The sequence below is a fragment of the Nonomuraea montanisoli genome, from assembly GCF_013363975.1.
Lineage (GTDB): Bacteria > Actinomycetota > Actinomycetes > Streptosporangiales > Streptosporangiaceae > Nonomuraea > Nonomuraea montanisoli.
Genome location: NZ_JABWGN010000005.1, coordinates 361,593 through 382,322, shown reverse-complemented (window position 1 = coordinate 382,322; position 20,730 = coordinate 361,593). Strand labels below are relative to the sequence as shown.

The following is a 20,730-nucleotide window of genomic DNA, read 5'->3' as shown; positions in this document are numbered from 1 at the left end:
CAGAGCCGGCTGACGCCTGACCGGGCGCCCGCATCGGCCCGTGATGCCGCGGTGATCCCGAGACGGGGGCCGAGGTCGGAGCCGGGGTCGAGGCCGGAGCCGCGGCCGGAGCCGCGGCCGGAGCCGCGGCCGGGGCCGGGGCCGGGGCCGGAGCCGTCCGACGACGCCTCCGTGATCGCGCGGTCCCGGCACGACCCCGAGCACTTCGCCGCCCTGTTCACCCGCCACGCCCCCGCGATCAAGCGGTACGTCGTCCGCCGGCTGGGCGTCGAGGCGGCCGAGGACGTGGTGGCGGAGACGTTCGTGGCCGCGTTCCAGCAGCGCGCGACCTATGACCTGACCCGCGCGGACGCCCGGCCGTGGCTGTACGGCATCGCGACGAACCTGATCGGCCGGCACCGCCGTCACGAGATCGGCCAGTACAAGGCGCTGAGCCGTACCGGCGTGGACCCCGTCATGGAGCCGTTCACCGACCGGATCGACCAGCGGGTGACGGTCGGCGGGGCGCGCAGCCGGCTGGCCGCGGCCCTCGCGGGCCTGCCGACCGGGCACCGGGACGCGTTGCTGCTGGTCACCTGGGGCGAGCTGACCTATGAGCAGGCCGCCCAGTCGCTCGGCGTGGCCGTGGGAACCGTGCGTTCCCGGGTGAACCGGGCCCGTAAGAAGCTGCGCCGGGCTCTCGGCGACATCGACCCGACCGCTGTGACCGAGGAGTTCAGCTCATGAACGAGATGTCCATGCTCAACCGGCTGCGCGACGAGGTGCCGCTGGAGACCGGGCTGCGGGCCGAGGAGAACCGGCTGCTCGCCGAGATCCGGACCGGATCGGACGCTCAGGACCCGGTTCGTCCCAGGGTGTCGAGGCCCCGCGTTCGCTGGGGGATGGCTCTGGCCGGCGCGCTCGGCATGGCCGTGGTCGCCGGGGTCGTGACCACCGCCGTGACGGGGCCGGACCGCACCGGCGTCGCGCCGTCCCGGCGGATCCAGGCGTCCGCCCACCAGACCCGCCCGCAGCGGCCGAGCGCGGCCTCCGTGCTGGAGAACATCGCGCTCGTGGCCGAGAAGTCCAAGATGGTGGAGGTCCGGCCGGACCAGTGGATCTATGAGAAGGTGAGCCAGCCGGAGACGCCAGGACCCACGTTCGAGCACTGGGTGCGGATGGACGGGACCCAGGACGCCCTGCGCGAGAACGGCGGCAAGATCAAGATGGGTCACGAGAAGGGTCCGACGTACCCGCTCAAGACGCAGCAGGAGCTCGACGCCTTCCCTGACGACCCGGACGCGCTGCTGAAGCACCTGCGCGGCCTGGAGCGGGCGCCTTCCGGCCTCTCGGTCTGCGGGAGCGAGTGCCCGGCGGACGTCAGGGGGGACGCGCAGGCGTACGGGGCGATCCAGTGGTACCTGGAGTACGGGCCGCTGATCCCGCCGGCCAAGGCGGCGGCGATGTACCGGGCGATGGCCAGGATCCCGAACGTCACGATCGAGGAGAACGTGGTCACCCCTGAAGGGCGCAAGGGCATCGGCGTAGTCCTGGACCTGGGGAAGGCCGGCAAGAACTACACCATCCTGGACGCCGACGACTACGACTACCTCGGGGCGATGGCCGTGACCGAGTCCCATAAGACCTCCCTGTGGGTCCTGGCCTCCGGCATCGTCGACAAGCCCGGCGACATCCCGTCCTCCTGACCGTCCGGTCTCTCCCGGGCGGCGTCCGCCCATGAGGAAGAGCCCTGCGGCATCAGGGGCCCGCAGGGCGTTGTCCACAGGTGCCCACCGGCATCCAGCGGTGTGTCCACAGGCGCCCATGGGTTCCTGCGGGAGGCGGAGCGACGAGGCGTAAGATCCCCACCCATGTGGTCCCGTGCCCTGTCCGTCCTCGTCGCGGTCGCGCTGCTGGCCACCGGCTGCGCCCGCGACGAACGGCCGCTCCCCGCGCCCGGAGCTCTCTCCTGGTCGGACTGCGGGGACGGGTTCCAGTGCGCGAAGCTGGCGGTGCCGCTCGACCACGACGTCCAGGACGGTGAGCGGATCCGGATCAGCGTCATCCGGCTGCCCGCCACCGGCGACCGTATCGGGTCACTCCTCCTCAACCCGGGCGGCCCCGGCGGCTCCGGCGTGGGGTACGCGCGGGCGGCGCAGTCGGTGGTGAGCCCGGGCGTGCGGGCCCGGTTCGACATCGTCGGGTTCGACCCGCGCGGCGTGGGAGAGTCCGCGCCGGTCGAATGCCTGGACGACCGGCGCCTCGACGCGTTCCTGGCGCTGGACGCCACCCCGGACGACGCGGCCGAGCGGGCGGCGCTGGAGCGCGGGTCACGCGAGTTCGCCCAGGGCTGCGCGGCGCACGCGGGCAAGCTGCTCCAGCACGTGGGCACGGTCGACGCGGCCCGCGACATGGACGCGCTGCGCGAGGCGCTGGGCGACCGGGGACTGACCTTTCTCGGCAAGTCCTACGGCACGTTCCTGGGGGCGGTCTACGCGGACCTGTTCCCGGGGCGGGTGCGGGCGCTCGTGCTCGACGGGGCCGTCGATCCGGCCCTGCCGAGGTTCCGGTTCAACGCGGACCAGGCGGCCGGGTTCGAGGTGGCGTTCCGGGCGTACGTGGACGACTGCCTCGCCCGCGGCGACTGCCCGTTCCGCAGCCGCGACGCCGACGGCGCCCTGGAGGAGCTCACGGCGCTGCTCCGCCGTACGGACCGCCACCCGCTGCCCGCCGGAGCCGGAGGAGACGCGGGGGACCGCGCGGTCACCGAGCCGCTGGCCCTGCTCGGCGCCCTGACGCCGCTCTACGACCGCGGCGGCTGGCCCATGCTCACCGAGGCGCTGGCCCAGGCGTTCCAGGGTGACGGGACGATGCTGCTGCAGAACGCCGACACGCTCGTGGACCGCGGAGCCGACGGCTACTCCAACCAGACCGAGGCCAACATGGCCGTCAACTGCGTCGACGGCGCCTACCCGAAGGACGTTCCCTCGTACGAGCGGGCCGCCGCGGACCTGTCCCGCACGGCGCCCCGCTTCGGCCCGTACATCGCGTGGAGCTCCCTGCCGTGCGCCTACTGGCCGGCTCGCCCCACGTTCCAGAACCGCCCGCTCGCCGCGAAGGGCGCGCCGCCGATCCTCGTCGTCGGCACCACCCGCGACCCGGCCACCCCGTACGCCTGGGCCCGCTCCCTCGCCGGCGAGCTGGAGTCGGGGGTCCTGCTCTCGTACGACGGCGACGGGCACACGGCCTACAACAGCGGCGACACCTGCGTGGACACGGCCGTGGACCGCTACCTCATCACCGGCGAGCCTCCGAAGAACGGCACCACATGCCCGTGAGCGCGGGAAGATCGGGGTCGGCTGGAGCGAGAACCCCTTGGGCTCCTGTAGACTCGGTCACGCCGCACGGCACGCCGCCTTAGCTCAGTCGGCCAGAGCACTTCACTCGTAATGAAGGGGTCTGGGGTTCGAATCCCCAAGGCGGCTCAGATCAGAAGCCCTCCGAGAGATCTCGGGGGGCTTCTTGGTGTCCCCCGAGATCGCGTTCGCGGTGTCCTCGCGGCGAAACGGAGCCTTCGTTTGACCGCGGGCATCGCGGAGGAGACGTCGCACCCTACAGGGGGGCGCACGTCCGGAGCTGAAAGGGCGATCTTCCGGGGCGCATCTCCAAGGGGCGTTCGCACGCGGTCCAGCGTCGTCGCCCGTCCTGCCGTGGTGCTCTCGGAGCGGGCAGCTCATCGGCCTGCGCCGTGCTCCAGGAGCTGGCCGCCCCGGCGTCCTGACCGTCAAGTGAGGAAGGTGCCGGAGGTGCGGAGTACGGCTTCGGTGTCCAGGCCGAGGCGGGCCGCCCAGGTCAGGGCGTCGTCGAGCGGGGCGTGGTCGTCGGCCAGGCGGGCGGCGGCGAGGGTGGGCGGCGCCTTCCCCTCGTCCAGCAGGCTGGTCCACTGCCGGGCGCTGAGGGCCAGATAGCGCAGGTCGGGCAGGTCTGCCAGCACGGTCAGGTCGCGGACGACCGCCTGGGAGAGGTCCAGCGCGCGCAGGTTCGGGACGGTGCGCAGCGGGGCGAGGTCGATCGGGGCGGCGGTCCCCAGGCACAGGGAAGTCAGGTCGGGGTGGCCTTCGAGCGGGGTCAGGTCGCCGCCGTCCAGGGTCACGCGCAGGGACTCGACCGGCAGCGCGCGAACCGGCGCCAGGTCGGCCGTGGCGCACCGGTTGAGGTGCAGCATCCGCAGGTTCGGCCCGGCCGCCGCTCCGGCGCCGCGGCCCCGCCGGCCGGCGGCGAGGGGGGCCAGATCGACCGGGCTCTCGGCGTCGTTGATGTGGATGGCCTGAAGGCCGGGCGGGATCTCGCCGGGGATCTCGCCGCTGATCCGCTCAGGGCCGAGGCGGCGGGCGGGCTCCAGCAGGTCGATGTGGCCGTCGCTCACCTCGTACGCCCCCCGCTCCAGCAGCTCCAGGTGGCGGCCGAGCAGCGAGGTCACCGAGTCGGCGACGTAGGCCGGGCAGTCGTCATAGTCGCGGCCGATGCGGATGACCTGGCCGGGGCGCCCGTTCCGAGCCGGGGACAGGTCCACCGCCAGGTAGTTGCCGTCCTCCCCGGTGCCGAAGGGCAGCCAGGCCGGGTGCCCGCCGCAGCGCCGGACAGTGCCGGGCGGGTCGGCGTCGAAGATGACCGAGTACCACTCCAGCTCCCAGCCGGACCAGACCGGTTCCCGCTGGTCGGCGTGGACGGCGACCAGATGCTTCAGCGGCAGCCAGGCGTTGCCCCCGAGCAGGTAGCGGTGCTCGTAGCCGCTGCGGTCGCCGTCGGCGATCAGGTACAGCGCCCGCAGGTCGGCGGGCAGGGGCCGGCCGATGCGGCGTTCGGCGGCGTCGAGTGCGTCGGCGGACACGGGCGGCGGCAGTTGCTCGGGCCTTCCCAGGATCGCGGCGCGCCGCTCCATGTACGCGCGGAACCGTGCCACCGCCAGCTCAGGATCGCCCGCGGGGGCAGCCGTGCCCTCCTCCTGCCCGGAACCGGGCTGGGGGAGCCGGTAGTCGGGGTCCAGGACGGCCTGGAAACCGCCGCCCCGGCCGCGCAGGCTGGTGATCGCGTCCGCGATCGCGACCAGCTCGTACTCCCCGGACGGCCGGCACACGATCTCCAGGCTGGTGCGCTCCCAGCCCCGGACCTCCCCTATCGCCTCCGTCAGACCTTCCAGCTCCATGAAGACGTGGGGCAGCGAGTTGCGCCACAGGGGCACGCCGGGGACGGCGTAACCGCCGGACACCGAGGCGCCGCCTCGGCCCGCGGTGCTGGCGAGCACCGCCCGCGTCCAGCCCGCCGGCGCACTCGCGACGATCTTCTCGACGATCCGCCGCGCGGCCCGCTCGACCATGTCCTGCTCCCGTCCTGTCGGCACTGCCAGGTCATCATCGCAGTGGGCGACGACAGGGCTTTCGTTGTCGGCGATCACCCGCCCGTACGGCTGCGCCTCGCGGCAGGCGTGGACGTACCGGTGCTGCTCGATCTTGCCGAGGCGGCGGCCTCCTCCAGCCGGAGGCCGCCGTGCAGGGGTGGGCGGCGAATGCGTGGAAGCGGCGCGCGGCCGGGCCGCCGAAGGCATCCACGAGCTCCTGACCCGCGTCACGGACGATCTCCACCTCGACACCCATGCGCACCTCCGGCACCTGACGAAAGTCAGGGTGAGAGCCTGCCGATCGGGCGCTGCCCGGCCGCCTCACCGGCTTCTAGCGTTCGTATGCCGACGAACGAACAGCTTGAGGAACCATGATGAAGACCGGAAAGAGCGCCGCCATCGCCGTTCTGACAGGTGCGTTGTTGCTGACAGGAGCCACTGCCGCGACCGCCTCTCCGAAGCGTGCGTCGAACGCGCCGAAGGGCGGCGAGCTGACCGCCACCACCATCGACGCCTACGTGCGCGACTACGCCGAGCGGACCGGCCTGCCCGGCGCCCTGGTCGCGGTCACCAAGGACGATCGGGTCGTCCATGTCGCGGGCTACGGCCACACGGCCGACGGCCGGGCGATCACCAAGGACACACCGATGCCGCTCGCCTCGCTGTCCAAGTCGTTCACCGCCCTGGGGGTGCTGCGCCTCGCCGACCAGCACAAGATCAGCCTGGACGCCCCCGTCCGGAGCTACCTGCCGGAGTTCGCCATGGCCGACCCCCGCGCGGGGAGGATCACGGTGCGGCAACTCCTCCAGCAGACCTCGGGCATGAGCGACCGGACCTTCCCCGAGCTGACCCTCCCCGCGCCGGACACCCTCAAGGACGCCGTCGCGATGCTGCGGACCGCCCCGCTCGCCACCGACCCGGGCACCAGGATGGCCTACCACAACCCCAACTACGCCGTCGCGGCCCGGCTGGCCGAGGTGGTGACCGGGATGCCGTTCGGCGACTACCTGGCCGCAAGCGTGTTCCGCCCGCTCGGCATGACGTCCACCACCACCGTGAACACCACCCGCGACCTCCCCGGCGGGGGCGCCGGCTACATCCGCGCGTACGGCCAGGTGGTGGAGCGCGCGCACCCGAAGTGGTTCCTCAACGGCTCCTTCGGGGTCGTCAGCACCGCCGACGACCTGGCCAGATGGCTCATCGCGCAGAACGGCTCCAGCCATGCCGTCCCCGAGCGCACCGTCAGGACCGCCCAGACGCCGTCCGGCGTGGGCGGCAGCACGTACGGCATGGGCTGGCAGACCGGGAAGACCGCCGGCGGAGCGCCCGAGCTCCGGCACACCGGCTGGCTGCTCACCCACAACTCGGCCCAGACCCTGTTGCCCGGGAGCCGGTACGGCATCGCCGTCGTCACCAACACCGGGATGATCTCCGGCGACGACGCGCTCCTCATCAGCGACGGGCTGATCGACATCATCGAGGGCCGCCCCGACGCCGGCGCCGCGCCCTTCACCATGTCCGCCGATCCGTGGCTGGCCGGCCTGTCCCTGCTCAACCTCGGACTGGGCGTCCTCGGGGGCCTGCGCGCTCGCCGCTGGGCCCGCCGCCGCGCGGGTCGCCCCGTGTGGCGGATCGTCGCCCGCCTGATCCCGTACGTGCTGCCGATCGCCCTCTTCGCCGGCCTCGCCGACCTGATCGGCCTCCTGATGAACAGGATCGGCACGCTGGACATGATCACGTACGTCTGGCTCGCGCTCTACGTCTGGGCCGCCACCGCCGCGCTGGCCGCGATCGCCGTCGTCGTCGCCCGCACCGTCCACGTCGTCCGCGCCCGCCGCCCACAGGCGTGAGACGACATGGAATCCCTTTGCCGCCGGTACGCCGCGGCTGCGACCCTACGACGCATGGTGTCTGCGCAAGGCCGGAACTTCCTGGGACGCGGAGAGGTCGCCGAGTTGGCCGCCCCCGTCTTCGGGAGGGGGCGTCGGGTGGTGGAGGTCGAGCGGCTGCGCGGGGGCAGCAAGAAGGGGGTTTACCGGGTCCTGTTCGATGACGGGTTCAGCACCGTCCTGTACGTCTGGTCTCCCGACGAGGACTACTGGGGCACCACCCTCAAGGAGCCCGCCGCCTCCAGTGACGCGGGGCCGTTCTCGCATGCCTCCGGCCTGCGGTTCTTCGAGACGAGCGGCGCGTGCCTGGAGGCGGCGGGCGTGCGCGTGCCCCGGCTCCACTTCGCCGACGGCACCCGGTCCCGCCGGCCGTACGACTTCGCGTTCGCCGAGGACGTGCGCGGCGGGACGCTGGAGAAGCGCCTCGCGGACGACCCGGAAGGAGCGAAGGCGATCCTGGCCAGGCTCGGCGAAGCGCTTGAGCTGATGCGGCGGCGAACGAGTCCGCGCATCGGCAAGGTCGCCGACGTGCTCGACGGTCCGGAGCCGGCTGAGGGCGGGTCGTGCGTGGATGTGGTGCTCGATCGCGCGCTCCTCGACCTGGGTGAGGCCGCCGCGCGTGTCGGGAGCATCGCGGAGGTACGAGAACGGTGCCGGGCCGCGCTGGAGGAACTGGCCGACGGCATCGAGCCGCGGCCGCGGCACGGGCTGATCCACGGCGAGCTCGGCCCGGATCACGTCCTGGTGGACGAGCGGGACGAGCCGGTGCTCATCGACATCGAGGGGACCATGTTCTTCGACGTCGAGTGGGAGCACGTGTTCCTGCGGATACGGTTCGGCGAGCAGTACGAGGACCTGCGCGTCGACGGGCTCGACGAGCGCAGGACGGAGCTCTACCGGCTCGCGCAGCACCTGTCGCTGGTGGCCGGGCCGCTGCGGCTGCTGGACGGGGACTTCCCCGACCGCCGGTTCATGGAGGAGATCGCGGCCCACCACACCGGGGTCACGCTCGAACTGCTCCGGTCGAGGTGACGGCTCGTCAGGGGCCGCTCCTCGGGCGGCGCGGGAGCCGACGAGCTGGTCAGTCGGCTGGGCCGAACTCGGCCTCCAGCACCTCCATGAACAGGCCGATCGGGTCGTTCCAGTCGCCGTTGACGTTCTGGACGACCAGGCGCTCCCCGTCGCGCGTGCCGTACGCGAAGGAGAACGACCCGTTGATGGCGCCGCCCATGCCCCAGACCGTCCGGCCGCCGGGCAGTCGCAGCGAGGACATGCCGAGGCCGTAGGTGGGGGCGCCGGGGATCCACTTGCCCTCGGGGGTGGGCGCGGTGGCGAACATCTCCTCGTGCTGGGCCCGCGGCAGCAGCCGGTCCTGGAGCAGGGCGGTGAAGAAGCGGTCGAGGTCGGCGGCGTGCGAGACCATGCCACCGGCGGCCCAGGCGGCGGAGGCGTTCATCTCGGTGACGTCGTGGACCTCGGCGTCGGCGCCGGGAACGTGGTTCGTGGAGTAGTGGCGGGCGTGCGGGCCGCGGATCTCCGCCTCGTCGCCGGGCACGTACGTCCCGGTCAGGCCGAGCGGGCGGACGACGCGGCGCGCGACCTGCTCGGCGAACGTCTCGCCGGTCACCCGCTCGGTGATCATGCCGGCCAGGACGTAGCCGGTGTGGCCGAGCGCTGGCGCACGGCCCTCACGGGCGAGGCGGAAACGGGACGACCCCCGGCCGCCGAAGCGGGACGACCCCCGGCCGCCGAAGCGGGCCGGGGGTCGTCGGCGATCCCGTCAGGAGACGAGGATCAGGGAGACGGGGATCAGCCGGTGAAGCCGACGATCGCGTAGTCCAGCGACTGGTAGCCCTTGGCGCCCCAGTTCGCCAGCGTCTTCTTGGTCGCCTGGATGTCGGGGCGCTGGTACAGCGGGATCGTGTGCACCATGTCCCAGATCAGCTTGTCGGCGGCGTTGGCCTTCTCGACGGCCTTGGCCGGGTCCATCTCGCTGACCGCGGCGTCGATCGCGGCGTCGAGCGCCGGGTCGCTGCCCTTCGGGAAGTTGCTCTCGGAGCCGGTCTTGTAGATCTGCGGCAGGGAGCCCATCGGCAGCGGCGTGCCGATCCACGAGAACGGAACCAGGTCGAAGTCGCCCTTGATGATGTAGTCCGTGAAGAACTTGTCATCGGGGACCGGGCGGATCGTCAGCTTGATCCCGGCCTCCTTGAGCATGGCCTGGGTGAGCTCGCCCTCGGTCTTGGCGTACGGCAGGCCCGCCGGGACGGTGAAGCTCAGCGCGAACTCCTTGCCGTCCTTCTTGCGGTAGTCGCCCTCCTGCTTCCAGCCGGCCGCGTCGAGCAGCTCCTTGGCCTTGGGCAGGTTGTACTTGCCGAGGTCGCCGGAGTTGTCGGCGTAGCCCTTGTGGTTGTTCATGTAGACGTGGTTGCCGAGCGTCTGCAGCGGCCAGTCCATGTCCTTCAGGTCGGACTGCGTGATCACGTCACGGTTGATCGCGTACTCGACGGCCTGGCGGACCGACTTGTCCTTCAGGAACGCGCTCTGGTTGTTGACCGTGATGTGCCGCCAGTTCGGGCTGAGCGCCTTGCGGATGTCCACGTTCGGGACTTCCTTGGCCCGCTTGAGGTCGGCGGGGCTGCCCGGCGGGACCTCCACGCCGTCGAGCTCGCCGTTGGCGAAGGCGTTGACCTGCGCGGCGGGCGTCTCGATGGTACGGAAGATGATCTTGTCGAGCTTGGCCTTCTTGCCCCACCACTTGTCGTCACGCACGACGGTGAGGGTCTTGGTGGCCTCGTCGATCTTCTCCACCTTGAAGGGCCCGGCGGTGATCGGGATCTTCTGCAGGTAGTTCTTCTCGAACGCCTCCGGCGTCTCGTTCGCCGAGGCGGGGTAGAAGTGCGGCGAGCGCGAGAACAGGCCCTTCCAGTCCGGGTACTGCTTGGCGAAGGTCATGACGGCGACCTTGTCCGAGGAGCCCTTGGTGACCGACTCGATCCGGTCCCAGCCGTCGGTGGAGGCCGGCTTGAACTTCTTGTCCTTGCCGCTGTTGGCCTTCCACATGGCCTCGGCGTCCTTCCACCCCATCGGGGTGCCGTCGGACCACGTGGCCTTCTCGTTGAAGGTCCAGGTGACGACCTGCTTGCCGGAGGACATGTCCATCTTCACGTCGCTCAGGTAGTCCGGGTTCGGCGTGAAGTTCGCCTCGGAGTCGGACACCATCGGCTGCGGCATGATCGGGTCGAGCATGTCCGCCGTGTCGGCCTGGTTGCCGTCGACGTGGCTGCCGTTCCACTGGGTCGGCCACTGGCCGACCGCGAGGGTCAGGGTGCCGCCGTCCTTGACCTGCTCGTAGGCGACCGGGTTGATGCTGATGGCCGGGGTCTCGGACATCTGCTTCTGCGCCTGCTGGGACTGCTCGGCGCTCGGCTTCTTGCCCTCGCCGCCACCGCCGCCGCAGGCCGCGACGGCCATGGCGAGGAGTGCGATTCCCGCCGCCGCCCGGTATCCAACCTTCACTGTTCCTCCTGGTTTTCCGAGGCCGTGATGACCTCGATCTCCTCCGCGTAGTGGCAGGCGGCGCCGTGATCCTTGGCGCGCGCGAGCCTGGCAACCGAGGGCTCTTCGTTCACACACCGCTGCTTGTCCGCCTCGCTCAGGCGGGCGAACTTGGGGCAGCGGGTACGGAACCGGCATCCCGACGGGGGATCGGCCGGACTGGGCAGGTCGCCTTCGAGCAGGATCCGCTTGCGGCTGCGCTCCATCTCCGGATCGGGCAGCGGGATCGCCGAGAGCAGCGCCTGCGTGTAGGGGTGGGCGGGCCGGTCGTAGACGTTCTCGACGGCGCCGATCTCGGCGATCCGCCCCAGGTACATGACCGCGACCCGGTCGGCGAGGTGCCGTACCACGGCCAGGTCGTGCGCCACGAACAGGTACGACAGCCCGAGCTGGTTCTTCAGCTCCTCCAGCAGGTTGATGACGCCGGCCTGGATGGAGACGTCGAGCGCGGAGACCGGCTCGTCCAGCACGATGAGCTTGGGCTCCAGCGCGAGGGCGCGGGCGATGCCGATGCGCTGCCGCTGGCCGCCGGAGAACTGCTGCGGGTAGCGCTCGGCGTGCTCGGGCGCCAGCCCGACCAGCGTGAGCAGCTCGGCCACGCGCTGGGACACGTTCTTGCGCCCGTGGGCGCGCAGCGGCTCGGCGATGATGTCGCCGACCGGCATGCGCGGGTCGAGCGCCGCCATCGGGTCCTGGAAGACGATCTGCAGGTCGCCGCGCAGCGCCTTGCGGGCGGCCTTGTCGAGCTGGGAGCTGTCCTTGCCCAGCACGACGACCCGGCCGCTCTGCGGCGGCGTGAGCTGCATGATCTGCTGGAGCGTGGTCGTCTTTCCGCAGCCCGACTCGCCGACGAGGGCCAGCGTCTCGCCCTCGGCGATGTCGAAGGTGATGCCGTCGACGGCGTGGACGGTGCCCACGCGCCGCTTGAACACCGCTCCCTTCATCAGCGGGTAGTGCCGGACGAGGCTGTCGAGCTCCAGCACGGTCTCGCGCTCCTCGCGCGGGACGCGGGCCACGTCGCTCGGCGGGATGACCGGCACGGGGAAGACGTCGGCGCCGGTCATGCCCTTGTGCTCGATCTCGCGCGAGCGGATGCAGGCCACGTGCCGCCCACCGCCGATCTGGGTGAGCGGCGGCTCCTCGTCGTCGCACGCGTCGATGTGCATGGGGCAGCGCGGCGCGAACGGGCAGCCGGGTGGCAGCGCCGCCGGTGACGGCGGGTTGCCCTCGATGGGGACGAGTGTGTCCTGCTCGCCGTCGACCCGGGGGATCGAGGCCAGCAGACCCATCGTGTACGGCATGCGCGGCCGGTAGTAGATGTCGTCCACCACGCCCTGCTCGACCGGCCGGCCCGCGTACATGACGAGCACCCGGTCGGCCATGCCCGCGATGACGCCCAGGTCATGGGTGATCATCACGATGCCGGCGCCGGTCTCGGCCTGGGCGGTCTTGAGCACCTCCAGGACCTGCGCCTGGATGGTGACGTCCAGGGCGGTGGTGGGCTCGTCGCAGATGAGCAGGTCGGGGTCGTTGGCGATGGCCATCGCGATCATCGCGCGCTGGCGCATGCCGCCGGAGAACTCGTGCGGGAACGCCTTGGCCCGCACGTCCGGGTGCGGGATGCCGACCAGGTCGAGCAGCTCGACGGCGCGCTTGGCGGCCTTGTCCTTGCCGACCTTCTGGTGGACGCGGACGGCCTCGGCGATCTGGTCGCCGATCGTGTAGACGGGGGTGAACGCCGACAGCGGGTCCTGGAAGATCATGCTGATCGCCTTGCCGCGGACCCGGGTGAGCTCACCCTCCTCCATGCCCAGCAGCTCCTGGCCGTGCAGCTTGACCGAGCCGCTGACCACGGCGTTCTGCGGGAGCAGACCCATGATGGCCAGCGAGGTCACGGACTTGCCGGAGCCGGACTCGCCGACGATGCCGAGCACCTCGCCCTGGGCGACGTCGTAGCTGACGCCCCGGACGGCCTGGATCCCGCCGGGGAAGGTGACGGTGAGGTCGCGGACCTCCAAGATGCTCATGTGTTGCTCCCGGGATCGAGCGCGTCGCGCAGTCCGTCGCCGATCAGGTTGATGGCCAGCACGAGGAGCACCAGCAGGCCGGCGGGGAAGGCGAACAGCCAGGGGTAGCCGGTGGCGTTCCGGGCGCCTTCGGCGATGAGGGTGCCGAGCGAGACGTCGGGCGGCTGGATGCCGAAGCCGAAGAACGACAGGGCGGCCTCACCGATGACGGCGCCGCTGACGTTGAGCGTGGCGTCGATGATCAGCAGGGAGGACAGGTTGGGGACGATGTGCCGCAGGATGATCTTCCAGCGAGGGATGCCCATGTACAGCGCGGCCTGGACGTACTCCCGCTCGCGCAGCGAGAGCGTCATGCTGCGCACGACCCGGGAGGTGATCATCCAGGCGAACGCCGCGAGCAGCACCACGAACCACAGCCACGAGGCGCCCCGCAGCCGGGGAGAGATGATCGCGATGATGAGGAAGCTGGGCAGGACGAGGAGCAGGTCCACGCCCCACATCAACACCTTGTCCACCCAGCCGCCGAAATATCCGGCGAAGGCGCCGACCAGCGCGGCCAGGCCGGTGGCGAAGAGCGCCACCAGCAGGCCGATGACGATCGACTTCTGCATGCCGCGCAGCGTCACCGCGTACATGTCCTGGCCGATCGAGGTGGTGCCCCACCAGTGGTCGGCGTCGGGCGGCGACAGGAAGGCCAGGAAGTCCTTGTCCGTCCAGTCGTACGCGCCGAGGTACGGGCCGATGTAGGCCAGCGCGATGAGCAGGATGAGGGCGATGCCGCCATAGCGGGCCTGCCGGTTGCGCAGGAGCCGCCCGAGTACGACCTTGGAACGCACCTAGCTCACCCGCACCCGAGGATCGAGGGACGCCACCAGCAGGTCCGACAGGAAGGCGGCGAACAGCACGCAGACGGCGGTGAACAGGCTCACCGCGGCGACCGAGTTGACGTCGTTCTGGTTGATCGCGTCGACGAGCCAGGCGCCCATGCCGTGCCAGGAGAAGATCTTCTCGGTGAAGATCGCACCGGTGAGCATGGTGCCGAACGCGAACGCGAAGTAGGTGGCCGACGGGATCAGCGCCGTGCGCAGCGCGTGCTTGAACAGCGCCGTCCGGCGCCGCAGGCCCTTGGCCATGGCGGTGCGGACGAAGTCCTGGTTCAGCACGTCGAGCATCATGTTGCGCTGGATGCGGCTGTAGAAGGCGATCGAGCCGAGCGTGAGCGAGATGGTCGGCAGGATCAGGTGGTTCAGCCGGTTGAGGAACTGGTCCCAGCCCGACAGCCGCGGGTTGTACTCGCCGGTGTACTCGATCAGCGTGAAGCCGAGCCCCCGGTTCAGGTTGTAGGTGGCGATCGCGAGCAGCGTGGCCAGCAGGAACACCGGGACCGCCATGACCACGAACGAGCTGACGCCGATGGCCCGGTCGCTGAACCGGTACTGCCGGACGGCCGAGTAGGCCCCGACCGCGACGCCCAGCGCGAAGCCGAGCAGCGTGCCGATGAGCAGCAGCCGCAGGCTCACCATGATCCGGCGGCCCATCTCCTCGTTGACCGAGCCGCCGTTCCACGTCTTGCCGAAGTCGCCGGTCACGACGCCGCCGGCCCAGGTCAGATAGCGCTCGAAGACCGGCGTCTTGTCATTGAGGTTGTAGGCGTCCAGGGTGGCGTCGATGACCTCTTCGGCGACCGGTGGTTGCCGACCCTCGTATGCGCCACGAGGATTCATCGTCGTGGCGGCGAGCATGTACGCCAGGCTGGCCGCCAGAGCAATAAGGATCACATTGGTTGCCAGCCGGCGGAGCAGGAACTTGCCCATTTCCCTCCGTACACCGTGCACGGGGGTCGAGATCCGAGGTGGAGGGGCCCCCGCAGAGAAAGCCGTCATGTCGCCGCAAAATCACTTGACGTGAGGGCGACACGCAAGGCGCAGAATATCCATGCAACCCGCGCAGCTAGCAAAGCGTTGATATAACAGTCAGGTCACTACACAAAGTCGCGACATGATCTCTCTGCGCGGGAAAGCGCTTCGAGCTGGGGCGATGCGCCGTTTGGTGGTCTTTTTCGGGGCCCCAGACGGAGGCAAGTGTCACAAAACCCGGACAAACCTGACTGCCACGCAGAGTAAGCAGAACGTTAACGAACGCCGAACTCGCCCGCCTGTGAGGATGGTCAGGCCAGATGGCGATCGCGGGCGTCGAGGAGGGTCGCCATGTGCTCCTGCGCCCAGGTGCACATCGCCGCCATCGGCTCCAGCAGGGTGCGGCCGAACGGGGTCAGCTCGTACTCGACGCGCGGCGGGATCTCGGCGTAGGCGGTGCGCGTGAGCAGCCCGTCGCGCTCCATCGCCCGCAGCGTCTCGGTGAGCACCTTGGGGGTGATGCCGCGCAGCGGTCCTCGCAGCTCGGAGAAGCGGCGGGGGCCGCCCTCCAGGCACCGGATGATCTTGCCGGTCCACTTGTCGCCGATCTGGATCAGCGGCGTGACGTTCGCGCACTGGGCGAACATGTCCGGATCAAGGGCGTCTGTCACTCTGCCGAGCGTACGTAACTATCGTTGCGGGAACCAAGGGGGCGGCCGTTAGCGTCCGCACAGCGCCGATGACCCCATCGGCCCGTGCGAACGGAGCTGTCCCATGAGCGAGATCGTTGTGTTCGGCGCCGGTGGCCGCGCGGGGCGCGCCACGGTGGCCGAGGCGGCCGGACGAGGCCATCGGGTCACCGCGGTGGTCCGCGACCCGGCCCGCCATCCCGACCTCGGCGGCGACCGTGTGACGGTGGTCGCCGGCGACGTCACCAGTGGCGAGGACGTCGCGCGGCTGGCGGCGGGTCACGACGCGGCCGTGAACGCCGCGATCCGGCTCGACCTGCCGTCGGTGGAGTTCCTGCCGGTCGCGACCGCCGCGCTGGTCGACGGCCTGGGCCGGGCCGGGGTGAAGCGGCTGGTGGCGATCGGCATCGGCACCACGCTGGAGAGCGCCCCCGGCGTGCTCGTCCACGACGCGCCCGGCTTCCCGGCGGAGCACCGGGCGTTCTCGCTCGGCCACCTCGCCGCGGTGGAGGCGCTGCGCGAGGCGGACCCCGCACTGGACTGGGTGGTGCTCGCCCCGCCGCCCACCATGCTGGACGCCGACGCCCCGCGCACCGGGCGGTACCGGATCGGCGGCTCGGCGGTCCTGTCCGACGCGGGTCAGCGGCTGTTCGCGTACGCCGACCTGGCGGTGGCGCTGGTCGACGAGGTGGACGACCCCCGGCACCACCGCGAGCTGACGGCCGTGGGCTACTGAGCGACCGCCGCGAAGGCGCGGACGTCCTCGACCAGGAGATCCGGCGCCTGCAGGGAGGCGAAGTGCCCGCCCCGGTCGTACTCGGTCCACCTGACGATCGCGTACTGCCGCTCGGCGAGCGTGCGGATGGTGCTGTCGCCGGGGAAGAGCGCGACGGCGGTCGGCGCCTCGACGCGCGGGCCGCCGCCGAAGGCCGTCCGCGCCTCCCTGTAGAGGCGCATCGACGACCCGGCGGTCCGGGTCAGCCAGAACGTGGTGACGTTCGTGAGGATCGCGTCGCGCTCGACCGGGGTCTGCACGGCGCGGGCGGGGTCGTAGTCGACGAACCATTCGAGGTTCCAGGCCAGCAGGCCGAGGGGCGAGTCGGTGAGGGCGTAGGCGAGGGTCTGCGGCCGGGTCGACTGGATGGTGGCGTAGCCGGACCGCTCGCGCCACTTCTCGGCGGTGGCCCTGGCCTTGGCCAGCTCCTCCGGGGTGAGCCCGGGGGTTCCGGGAGGCGGGGTGGAGGCGGTGACCACGGCGTTGAGGTGGACGCCCGTGACGTGCTCCGGCGCCACCCGGGCGACCTCGGGGGAGATCAGGGACCCGAAGTCGCCGCCCTGCACGAGATAGCGGTCGTAGCCGAGGCGGCGCATCAGCTCGGCCCAGGCGCGGGCGATCCGGGTGACGTCCCAGCCCCGCTCCCGGGTGGGGCCGGAGAAGCCGAATCCGGGCAGCGAGGGCAGCACCAGGTGGAAGACGGGCACGCCGGCTTCGCCGGGCTCCGTCAGCGGGCGGACGATGTCCAGGAAGTCGGCGACGGTGCTCGGCCAGCCGTGGGTGACGAGCAGCGGCACGGCGTCCGGCTCGGGGGATCGTACGTGGGCGAAGTGGATGTTCTGCCCGTCGATCTCGGTGGTGAACTGCGGCAGCTCGTTGAGCCGGCGCTCCTGCGCGCGCCAGTCGTACCCGTCGCGCCAGTGCCCGGCCAGCTCCTCCAGGTAGCCGGAGGCGACGCCGTAGTCCCATCCGGCACCGGGCAGCTCCTCGGGCCAGCGGGCCGCGTCGAGCCGGCGCGCCAGCTCGTCGAGGTCGGCCTGCGGGACGTCGATGCGGAACGGCGTGATGTCGTGGCTCATGGACGGCGAGATTAGGAGGCGATGCGGCCGATCCGCTTCCGCGTTGCGCGCGTACCTGAGGAAGGGGACTTGTCCCGAACCGCTTGCGGGGCTGACTGTAATGGTCAACTCTTAAGAAGCTTTCCTTATTAATTCTCGTCCCAGGGAGGTCACAGGTGCGCAAGAGTACGATCGCCGCCGCATCGGCCGTCACCGGAGCGCTGGTCCTGCTGCCCGCCTCCGCGGCCGATGCCCACGGCACGCTGTCCAACCCGCCGAGCCGCGTCTACGTCTGCAAGAACGAGGGTCCCGAGACGCCGAAGTCGGCCGCCTGCAAGGCCGCCGTGGCCGCCAGCGGCACGCAGGCGTTCTACGACTGGAACGAGGTCTCGCTCCTGGAGGCCGGCGGCCGGCACCGCCAGCTCATCCCGGACGGCAAGCTGTGCAGCGCGGGCCGCGAGAAGTACCGCGGCCTCGACCTCCCGCGCGCCGACTGGCCGGCCACCAAGGTGCGGCCGGGCAGCTTCACCGTGACCTACCACGCGACCGCGCCCCATGCGAACAGCAACTTCGAGTTCTCCATCACCCGCGAGGGCTGGAACCCGACCATGCCCCTCAAGTGGTCCGACCTCGTTCCGCTCAAGACGTTCAACAACCAGAATCCGACCACGTTCACCAACTGGACGATCACCCTGCCGCAGCGCTCGGGCCGGCACATCCTGTACTCGATCTGGCAGCGCGTGGCCGGCAGCAACGAGGCGTTCTACACCTGCTCGGACGTGGACTTCGGCGGCGGCGGCCCGGCGCCGACGACGGAGCCGACGCCCACCAGAACCCCGACTTCGACACCAACGCAGACGCCCACGCAGACGCCCACCGCCCAGCCCGGCGGCACGTGGAAGGCGGGCACCGCCTACAAGGCCGGCGACAAGGTGACCCACGGCGGCCAGAGCTACCAGTGCCTCCAGGGGCACACCGCGCTCGCCGGCTGGGAGCCGCCGAACGTGCCCGCCCTCTGGAAGCGGATCTGACCTCCCGTCATGAGGCGGACCGCCCCGGCGTTCGCCCTGATGGCAGCCCTGCTGCTCGCGCTGCCGGGCTGCGGCGCCCGCGGGACCCCGGGGCCCGCGGCCGACCCGGTGAACGCCCAGGACGTGATGTTCACGCAGATGATGGTGCCGCACCACCGGCAGGGCATCGAGATCGCGAAACTGGGCGCCGCCCGGGGCCGCTCGCCCGAGGTGCGGACCCTGGCCGCGGCCGTCGCGGCCACGCAGCAGGACGAGGTCGAGATGATGCTGCGCTGGTTGTACGCCTGGGAGCAGCCGCTCACCGCACCCTCCGGGGCGCACGACCACCACGGCGGGATGCCGGAGACCGACCGCGCGCGGATCGCCGCGCTGGCCAGGTCGCGGACGTTCGACCGGGACTTCCTCAACCTGCTCATTGCCCACCAGGACGACGCCATCCAGATGGCCGAGACCGAGGTGGCGCGCGGGGCGAACCCGGCGGCCAGGAGCTGGGCCGGACGGGTGCGCGAGTCCCGCCGCGCCCAGATCGCCCAGATGAAGAGCCTGCTCGGCCAGTGACGCGGAGGTCAGCGGGTGACCCTGGTCGCGAAGTCGCGTAACGCCCGCTCGTAGCGGCCCGGGTCGGTGTTCCACGAGCCGACGTGGCCGCCGCCCCGGGTCCGTACGAGCGTCACCAGGTCGGGCCGCGCCGCGGCGAACCGCAGCGCCGGTCCGACCGGCACCGACGCGTCGGCGTCGTCCACGAACAGCAGCACCGGCACGCGGAACTCCCGCGCGTGCCGCACGTGGTCGAGGTCGTCGAGGGAGGCGCCCGTGCGGCGCTCGACCACGAACTTGCCCACCGAGGCCAGCCACCGCGGCACCCCGCGCTGGTCGGCGCCGAGGTCGATGGGCGCGTTCCAGTCGAGCACGGGACTGTCGAGGATCAGCCCCTTGACCGGCTCTCCGGGCATCCGGCGCACGGTCATCGGCACGATGCCGCCGCCCATGGAGAACCCGTGGAGCAGCACCCCGGTCGCCCCCTGGCCGCGCGCGTAGGAGACGGCCGCGGTCACGTCCCGCCACTCGGTCGCGCCGAGGTGGAACAGGCCGTCGCCGGCGGGCGCCCCCTCGTCGTTGCGGTAGCTGATCCCGAGCACCGGCATCCCCAGGCTGTGGAAGAGCGGCACGAACCGCAGCGCCTCCGACGCGTTCGCGTTGCGGCCGTGCACGGCGATCACCCAGGTCGTGGAGGAGCCCTCGGTGCGCCAGGCGGGCAGGTCGCCCAGCTCGCCGGGCACGCTCACCTTCCGGTACGGCAGGCCGAGCGCCGTGCCGGGGTCCTCGTGCCCCCACATCCACCGGTCGAGGTAGGCGTGCACGCCGGGCCGCAGCGTGCCGCGCCGCACCTTCTCCACCCGCCGCGCCACGTTCCCGCCGCCGGTGGAGACCACCGCGCCGAGCGTGGCGTTGCCGCCGTCCCAGGTGAGCCCGTACGTGCCGGGCGCCGCGGTGTCGTCACCGCCCCGCAGCGTCACCAGGTCGCCGGTGTACGCCACCACCTCCACGGGGTACGACGACCCGTGCGAGGGCTCGATCACCAGGCCGGAGTAGTACCACCCGGCCGCGCCCACGCCGGCGACGGACAGCATGAGGAGGACGGCCACCACCCACGCCAGGACTCGCCCGAGACGCTTCATGGCCGGAAAAATACTCTCCTCAAAGACATGAAGCCCTCATAGACGCGAAGCCCGTTAAGTGATTAGATCACTTGATATGTCCGAGGTTGTGCGGCCAACCCTGTCCGACGCTCTGACCGAGCGCATGCTGGAGCTCATCCGTGCCGGTGGGCTCCGGCCGGGCGACCGGCTGCCCTCCACCAGGGAGCTGTCCCAGCGTTTCGCCGTCACCACCCCGACACTGCGCGAGGCGCTTCGCAGGCTCGAGGCCACCGGGGCCATCGAGATGCGGCACGGTTCCGGCATCTACGTCGGAGCCGACATCGAGCGTGTCGTGCTGCCCAACCCCAACATGCGCGAGATGGACGGCGAGCAGCTCCTGGAGCTGCTCGGCGCCCGCGTGGTCATCGAGCCCCCGCTCGCGGCCATGGCGGCGCAGCGTGCCGCGGGCGCCGAGCTCGCGGCGCTGGAGCAGGTACTGGACGAGGCCGCCCGGCACCTGCGCGGCGAGGACGCGGAGCTGCACGAGACCAACATGACCTTCCACCGGGCCACCGCGCGGCTGGCCGGCAACAGCGTGCTGCACGAGATCGTGGACTCGCTGCTCACGGTCCACGGGGCCGAGCAGCGGGCGATCCTGCAGCTCTTCGACGACCGTCGCCGGGACTACGAGGAGCACCGGGCGATCCTGGAGGCCATCGTCGCGGGCGACGCGGCGGCGGCGCAGGAGCGCATGCGGGCTCACCTGGTGGACGTCAAGACCGTAGTTGAGCAGAGGTTGCACAACCCCCCCAAGTGAAACAAGGAGGCCG

General features: G+C 71.3%; 17 protein-coding genes, 1 tRNA gene and 1 pseudogene. 10 read left to right on the top strand and 9 right to left on the bottom strand.

The window, feature by feature from the left end:
• The first annotated feature begins 171 nt into the window (after positions 1–171).
• The 4 genes from HTZ77_RS14390 (at position 172) to HTZ77_RS14375 (ending at position 3,464) form a co-directional block, all read left to right on the top strand.
• Positions 172–726 (top strand): RNA polymerase sigma factor, encoded by a 555-nt coding sequence (locus tag HTZ77_RS14390; RefSeq protein WP_328808590.1) that lies wholly within the window; start codon positions 172–174, stop codon positions 724–726.
• Positions 723–1,685 carry a CU044_5270 family protein gene (locus tag HTZ77_RS14385; protein ID WP_175590053.1) on the top strand — a complete coding sequence of 321 codons (963 nt, stop codon included), beginning with the start codon at positions 723–725 and terminating at the stop codon, positions 1,683–1,685. The genes HTZ77_RS14390 and HTZ77_RS14385 overlap by 4 nt, the downstream gene beginning before the upstream one ends.
• 165 nt (positions 1,686–1,850) lie before the next feature.
• Positions 1,851–3,317, top strand: a complete 1,467-nt coding sequence (locus HTZ77_RS14380; RefSeq protein ID WP_175590052.1) for an alpha/beta hydrolase — start codon at positions 1,851–1,853, stop codon at positions 3,315–3,317.
• 73 nt (positions 3,318–3,390) lie between these two features.
• Positions 3,391–3,464, top strand: a tRNA-Thr gene (locus HTZ77_RS14375).
• Between the two features lie 299 nt (positions 3,465–3,763).
• On the opposite strand, the gene HTZ77_RS48190 is transcribed toward HTZ77_RS14375, so the two are convergent.
• A complete protein-coding gene (locus tag HTZ77_RS48190) occupies positions 3,764–5,608 on the bottom strand; it encodes an SMI1/KNR4 family protein (RefSeq protein WP_205302614.1) in 1,845 nt (614 codons plus the stop codon).
• A gap of 140 nt (positions 5,609–5,748) precedes the next feature.
• On the opposite strand from HTZ77_RS48190, the gene HTZ77_RS14365 reads away from it, so the two are divergent.
• Positions 5,749–7,227 (top strand): serine hydrolase domain-containing protein, encoded by a 1,479-nt coding sequence (locus HTZ77_RS14365; RefSeq protein WP_175590051.1) that lies wholly within the window; start codon positions 5,749–5,751, stop codon positions 7,225–7,227.
• A 54-nt stretch (positions 7,228–7,281) separates the two neighbouring features.
• Complete coding sequence (locus HTZ77_RS14360) at positions 7,282–8,298, top strand: phosphotransferase family protein (protein WP_175590050.1); 1,017 nt, start codon at positions 7,282–7,284, stop codon at positions 8,296–8,298.
• Positions 8,299–8,347: 49 nt separating this feature from the next.
• Here the strand turns inward: HTZ77_RS14360 and HTZ77_RS14355 are convergent.
• The 6 genes and pseudogenes from HTZ77_RS14355 to HTZ77_RS14330 all read right to left on the bottom strand — a co-directional run.
• A pseudogene (locus HTZ77_RS14355) lies at positions 8,348–8,920 on the bottom strand (serine hydrolase domain-containing protein); the annotation flags it as partial.
• 155 nt (positions 8,921–9,075) lie between these two features.
• Positions 9,076–10,785, bottom strand: coding sequence for an ABC transporter family substrate-binding protein (locus HTZ77_RS14350; protein ID WP_175590048.1), 1,710 nt, complete (start codon positions 10,783–10,785; stop codon positions 9,076–9,078).
• Positions 10,782–12,851 (bottom strand): ABC transporter ATP-binding protein, encoded by a 2,070-nt coding sequence (locus tag HTZ77_RS14345; RefSeq protein ID WP_175590047.1) that lies wholly within the window; start codon positions 12,849–12,851, stop codon positions 10,782–10,784. The genes HTZ77_RS14350 and HTZ77_RS14345 overlap by 4 nt, the downstream gene beginning before the upstream one ends.
• Positions 12,848–13,687: an ABC transporter permease gene (locus HTZ77_RS14340; protein ID WP_175590046.1), complete on the bottom strand. Its 840-nt coding sequence runs from the start codon at positions 13,685–13,687 to the stop codon at positions 12,848–12,850. The genes HTZ77_RS14345 and HTZ77_RS14340 overlap by 4 nt, the downstream gene beginning before the upstream one ends.
• Positions 13,688–14,665, bottom strand: coding sequence for an ABC transporter permease (locus HTZ77_RS14335; RefSeq protein ID WP_175590045.1), 978 nt, complete (start codon positions 14,663–14,665; stop codon positions 13,688–13,690).
• A gap of 353 nt (positions 14,666–15,018) precedes the next feature.
• Entirely contained in the window at positions 15,019–15,378 is a 360-nt protein-coding gene (locus tag HTZ77_RS14330; RefSeq protein ID WP_328808589.1) for a winged helix-turn-helix transcriptional regulator, read from the bottom strand.
• A gap of 103 nt (positions 15,379–15,481) precedes the next feature.
• Here HTZ77_RS14330 and HTZ77_RS14325 point away from each other — a divergent pair, with 103 nt between their 5' ends.
• Complete coding sequence (locus HTZ77_RS14325) at positions 15,482–16,132, top strand: NAD(P)-dependent oxidoreductase (protein ID WP_175590044.1); 651 nt, start codon at positions 15,482–15,484, stop codon at positions 16,130–16,132.
• Here the strand turns inward: HTZ77_RS14325 and HTZ77_RS14320 are convergent.
• Positions 16,126–17,250, bottom strand: coding sequence for an epoxide hydrolase family protein (locus HTZ77_RS14320; protein WP_175590043.1), 1,125 nt, complete (start codon positions 17,248–17,250; stop codon positions 16,126–16,128). The genes HTZ77_RS14325 and HTZ77_RS14320 overlap by 7 nt on opposite strands.
• A 155-nt stretch (positions 17,251–17,405) precedes the next feature.
• Here HTZ77_RS14320 and HTZ77_RS47465 point away from each other — a divergent pair, with 155 nt between their 5' ends.
• Together HTZ77_RS47465 and HTZ77_RS14310 are read left to right on the top strand one after the other, a co-directional pair.
• On the top strand, positions 17,406–18,260 hold the full coding sequence (locus tag HTZ77_RS47465) for a lytic polysaccharide monooxygenase (RefSeq protein ID WP_175590042.1): 855 nt from the start codon (positions 17,406–17,408) through the stop codon (positions 18,258–18,260).
• A gap of 9 nt (positions 18,261–18,269) precedes the next feature.
• On the top strand, positions 18,270–18,818 hold the full coding sequence (locus tag HTZ77_RS14310; RefSeq protein WP_175590041.1) for a DUF305 domain-containing protein: 549 nt from the start codon (positions 18,270–18,272) through the stop codon (positions 18,816–18,818).
• 8 nt (positions 18,819–18,826) lie between these two features.
• Here the strand turns inward: HTZ77_RS14310 and HTZ77_RS14305 are convergent, their stop codons facing one another.
• Entirely contained in the window at positions 18,827–19,939 is a 1,113-nt protein-coding gene (locus tag HTZ77_RS14305) for an alpha/beta hydrolase (RefSeq protein ID WP_175590040.1), read from the bottom strand.
• Between the two features lie 76 nt (positions 19,940–20,015).
• Between HTZ77_RS14305 and HTZ77_RS14300 the strand changes: the two genes are divergently transcribed.
• Positions 20,016–20,717 (top strand): FadR/GntR family transcriptional regulator, encoded by a 702-nt coding sequence (locus tag HTZ77_RS14300; protein ID WP_175590039.1) that lies wholly within the window; start codon positions 20,016–20,018, stop codon positions 20,715–20,717.
• The last annotated feature ends 13 nt before the right edge of the window (positions 20,718–20,730 follow it).

Coding starts and splice junctions, on each gene's coding strand:
- HTZ77_RS14365 (WP_175590051.1), top strand. CDS start 5,749: ATGATGAAGACCGGAAAGAGCGCCGCCATCGCCGTTCTGACAGGTGCG.
- HTZ77_RS14345 (WP_175590047.1), bottom strand. CDS start 12,851: ATGAGCATCTTGGAGGTCCGCGACCTCACCGTCACCTTCCCCGGCGGG.
- HTZ77_RS14310 (WP_175590041.1), top strand. CDS start 18,270: ATGAGGCGGACCGCCCCGGCGTTCGCCCTGATGGCAGCCCTGCTGCTC.
- HTZ77_RS14300 (WP_175590039.1), top strand. CDS start 20,016: ATGTCCGAGGTTGTGCGGCCAACCCTGTCCGACGCTCTGACCGAGCGC.
- HTZ77_RS14335 (WP_175590045.1), bottom strand. CDS start 14,665: ATGGGCAAGTTCCTGCTCCGCCGGCTGGCAACCAATGTGATCCTTATT.
- HTZ77_RS14385 (WP_175590053.1), top strand. CDS start 723: ATGAACGAGATGTCCATGCTCAACCGGCTGCGCGACGAGGTGCCGCTG.
- HTZ77_RS14325 (WP_175590044.1), top strand. CDS start 15,482: ATGAGCGAGATCGTTGTGTTCGGCGCCGGTGGCCGCGCGGGGCGCGCC.
- HTZ77_RS14320 (WP_175590043.1), bottom strand. CDS start 17,250: ATGAGCCACGACATCACGCCGTTCCGCATCGACGTCCCGCAGGCCGAC.
- HTZ77_RS14380 (WP_175590052.1), top strand. CDS start 1,851: ATGTGGTCCCGTGCCCTGTCCGTCCTCGTCGCGGTCGCGCTGCTGGCC.
- HTZ77_RS14360 (WP_175590050.1), top strand. CDS start 7,282: ATGGTGTCTGCGCAAGGCCGGAACTTCCTGGGACGCGGAGAGGTCGCC.
- HTZ77_RS14305 (WP_175590040.1), bottom strand. CDS start 19,939: ATGAAGCGTCTCGGGCGAGTCCTGGCGTGGGTGGTGGCCGTCCTCCTC.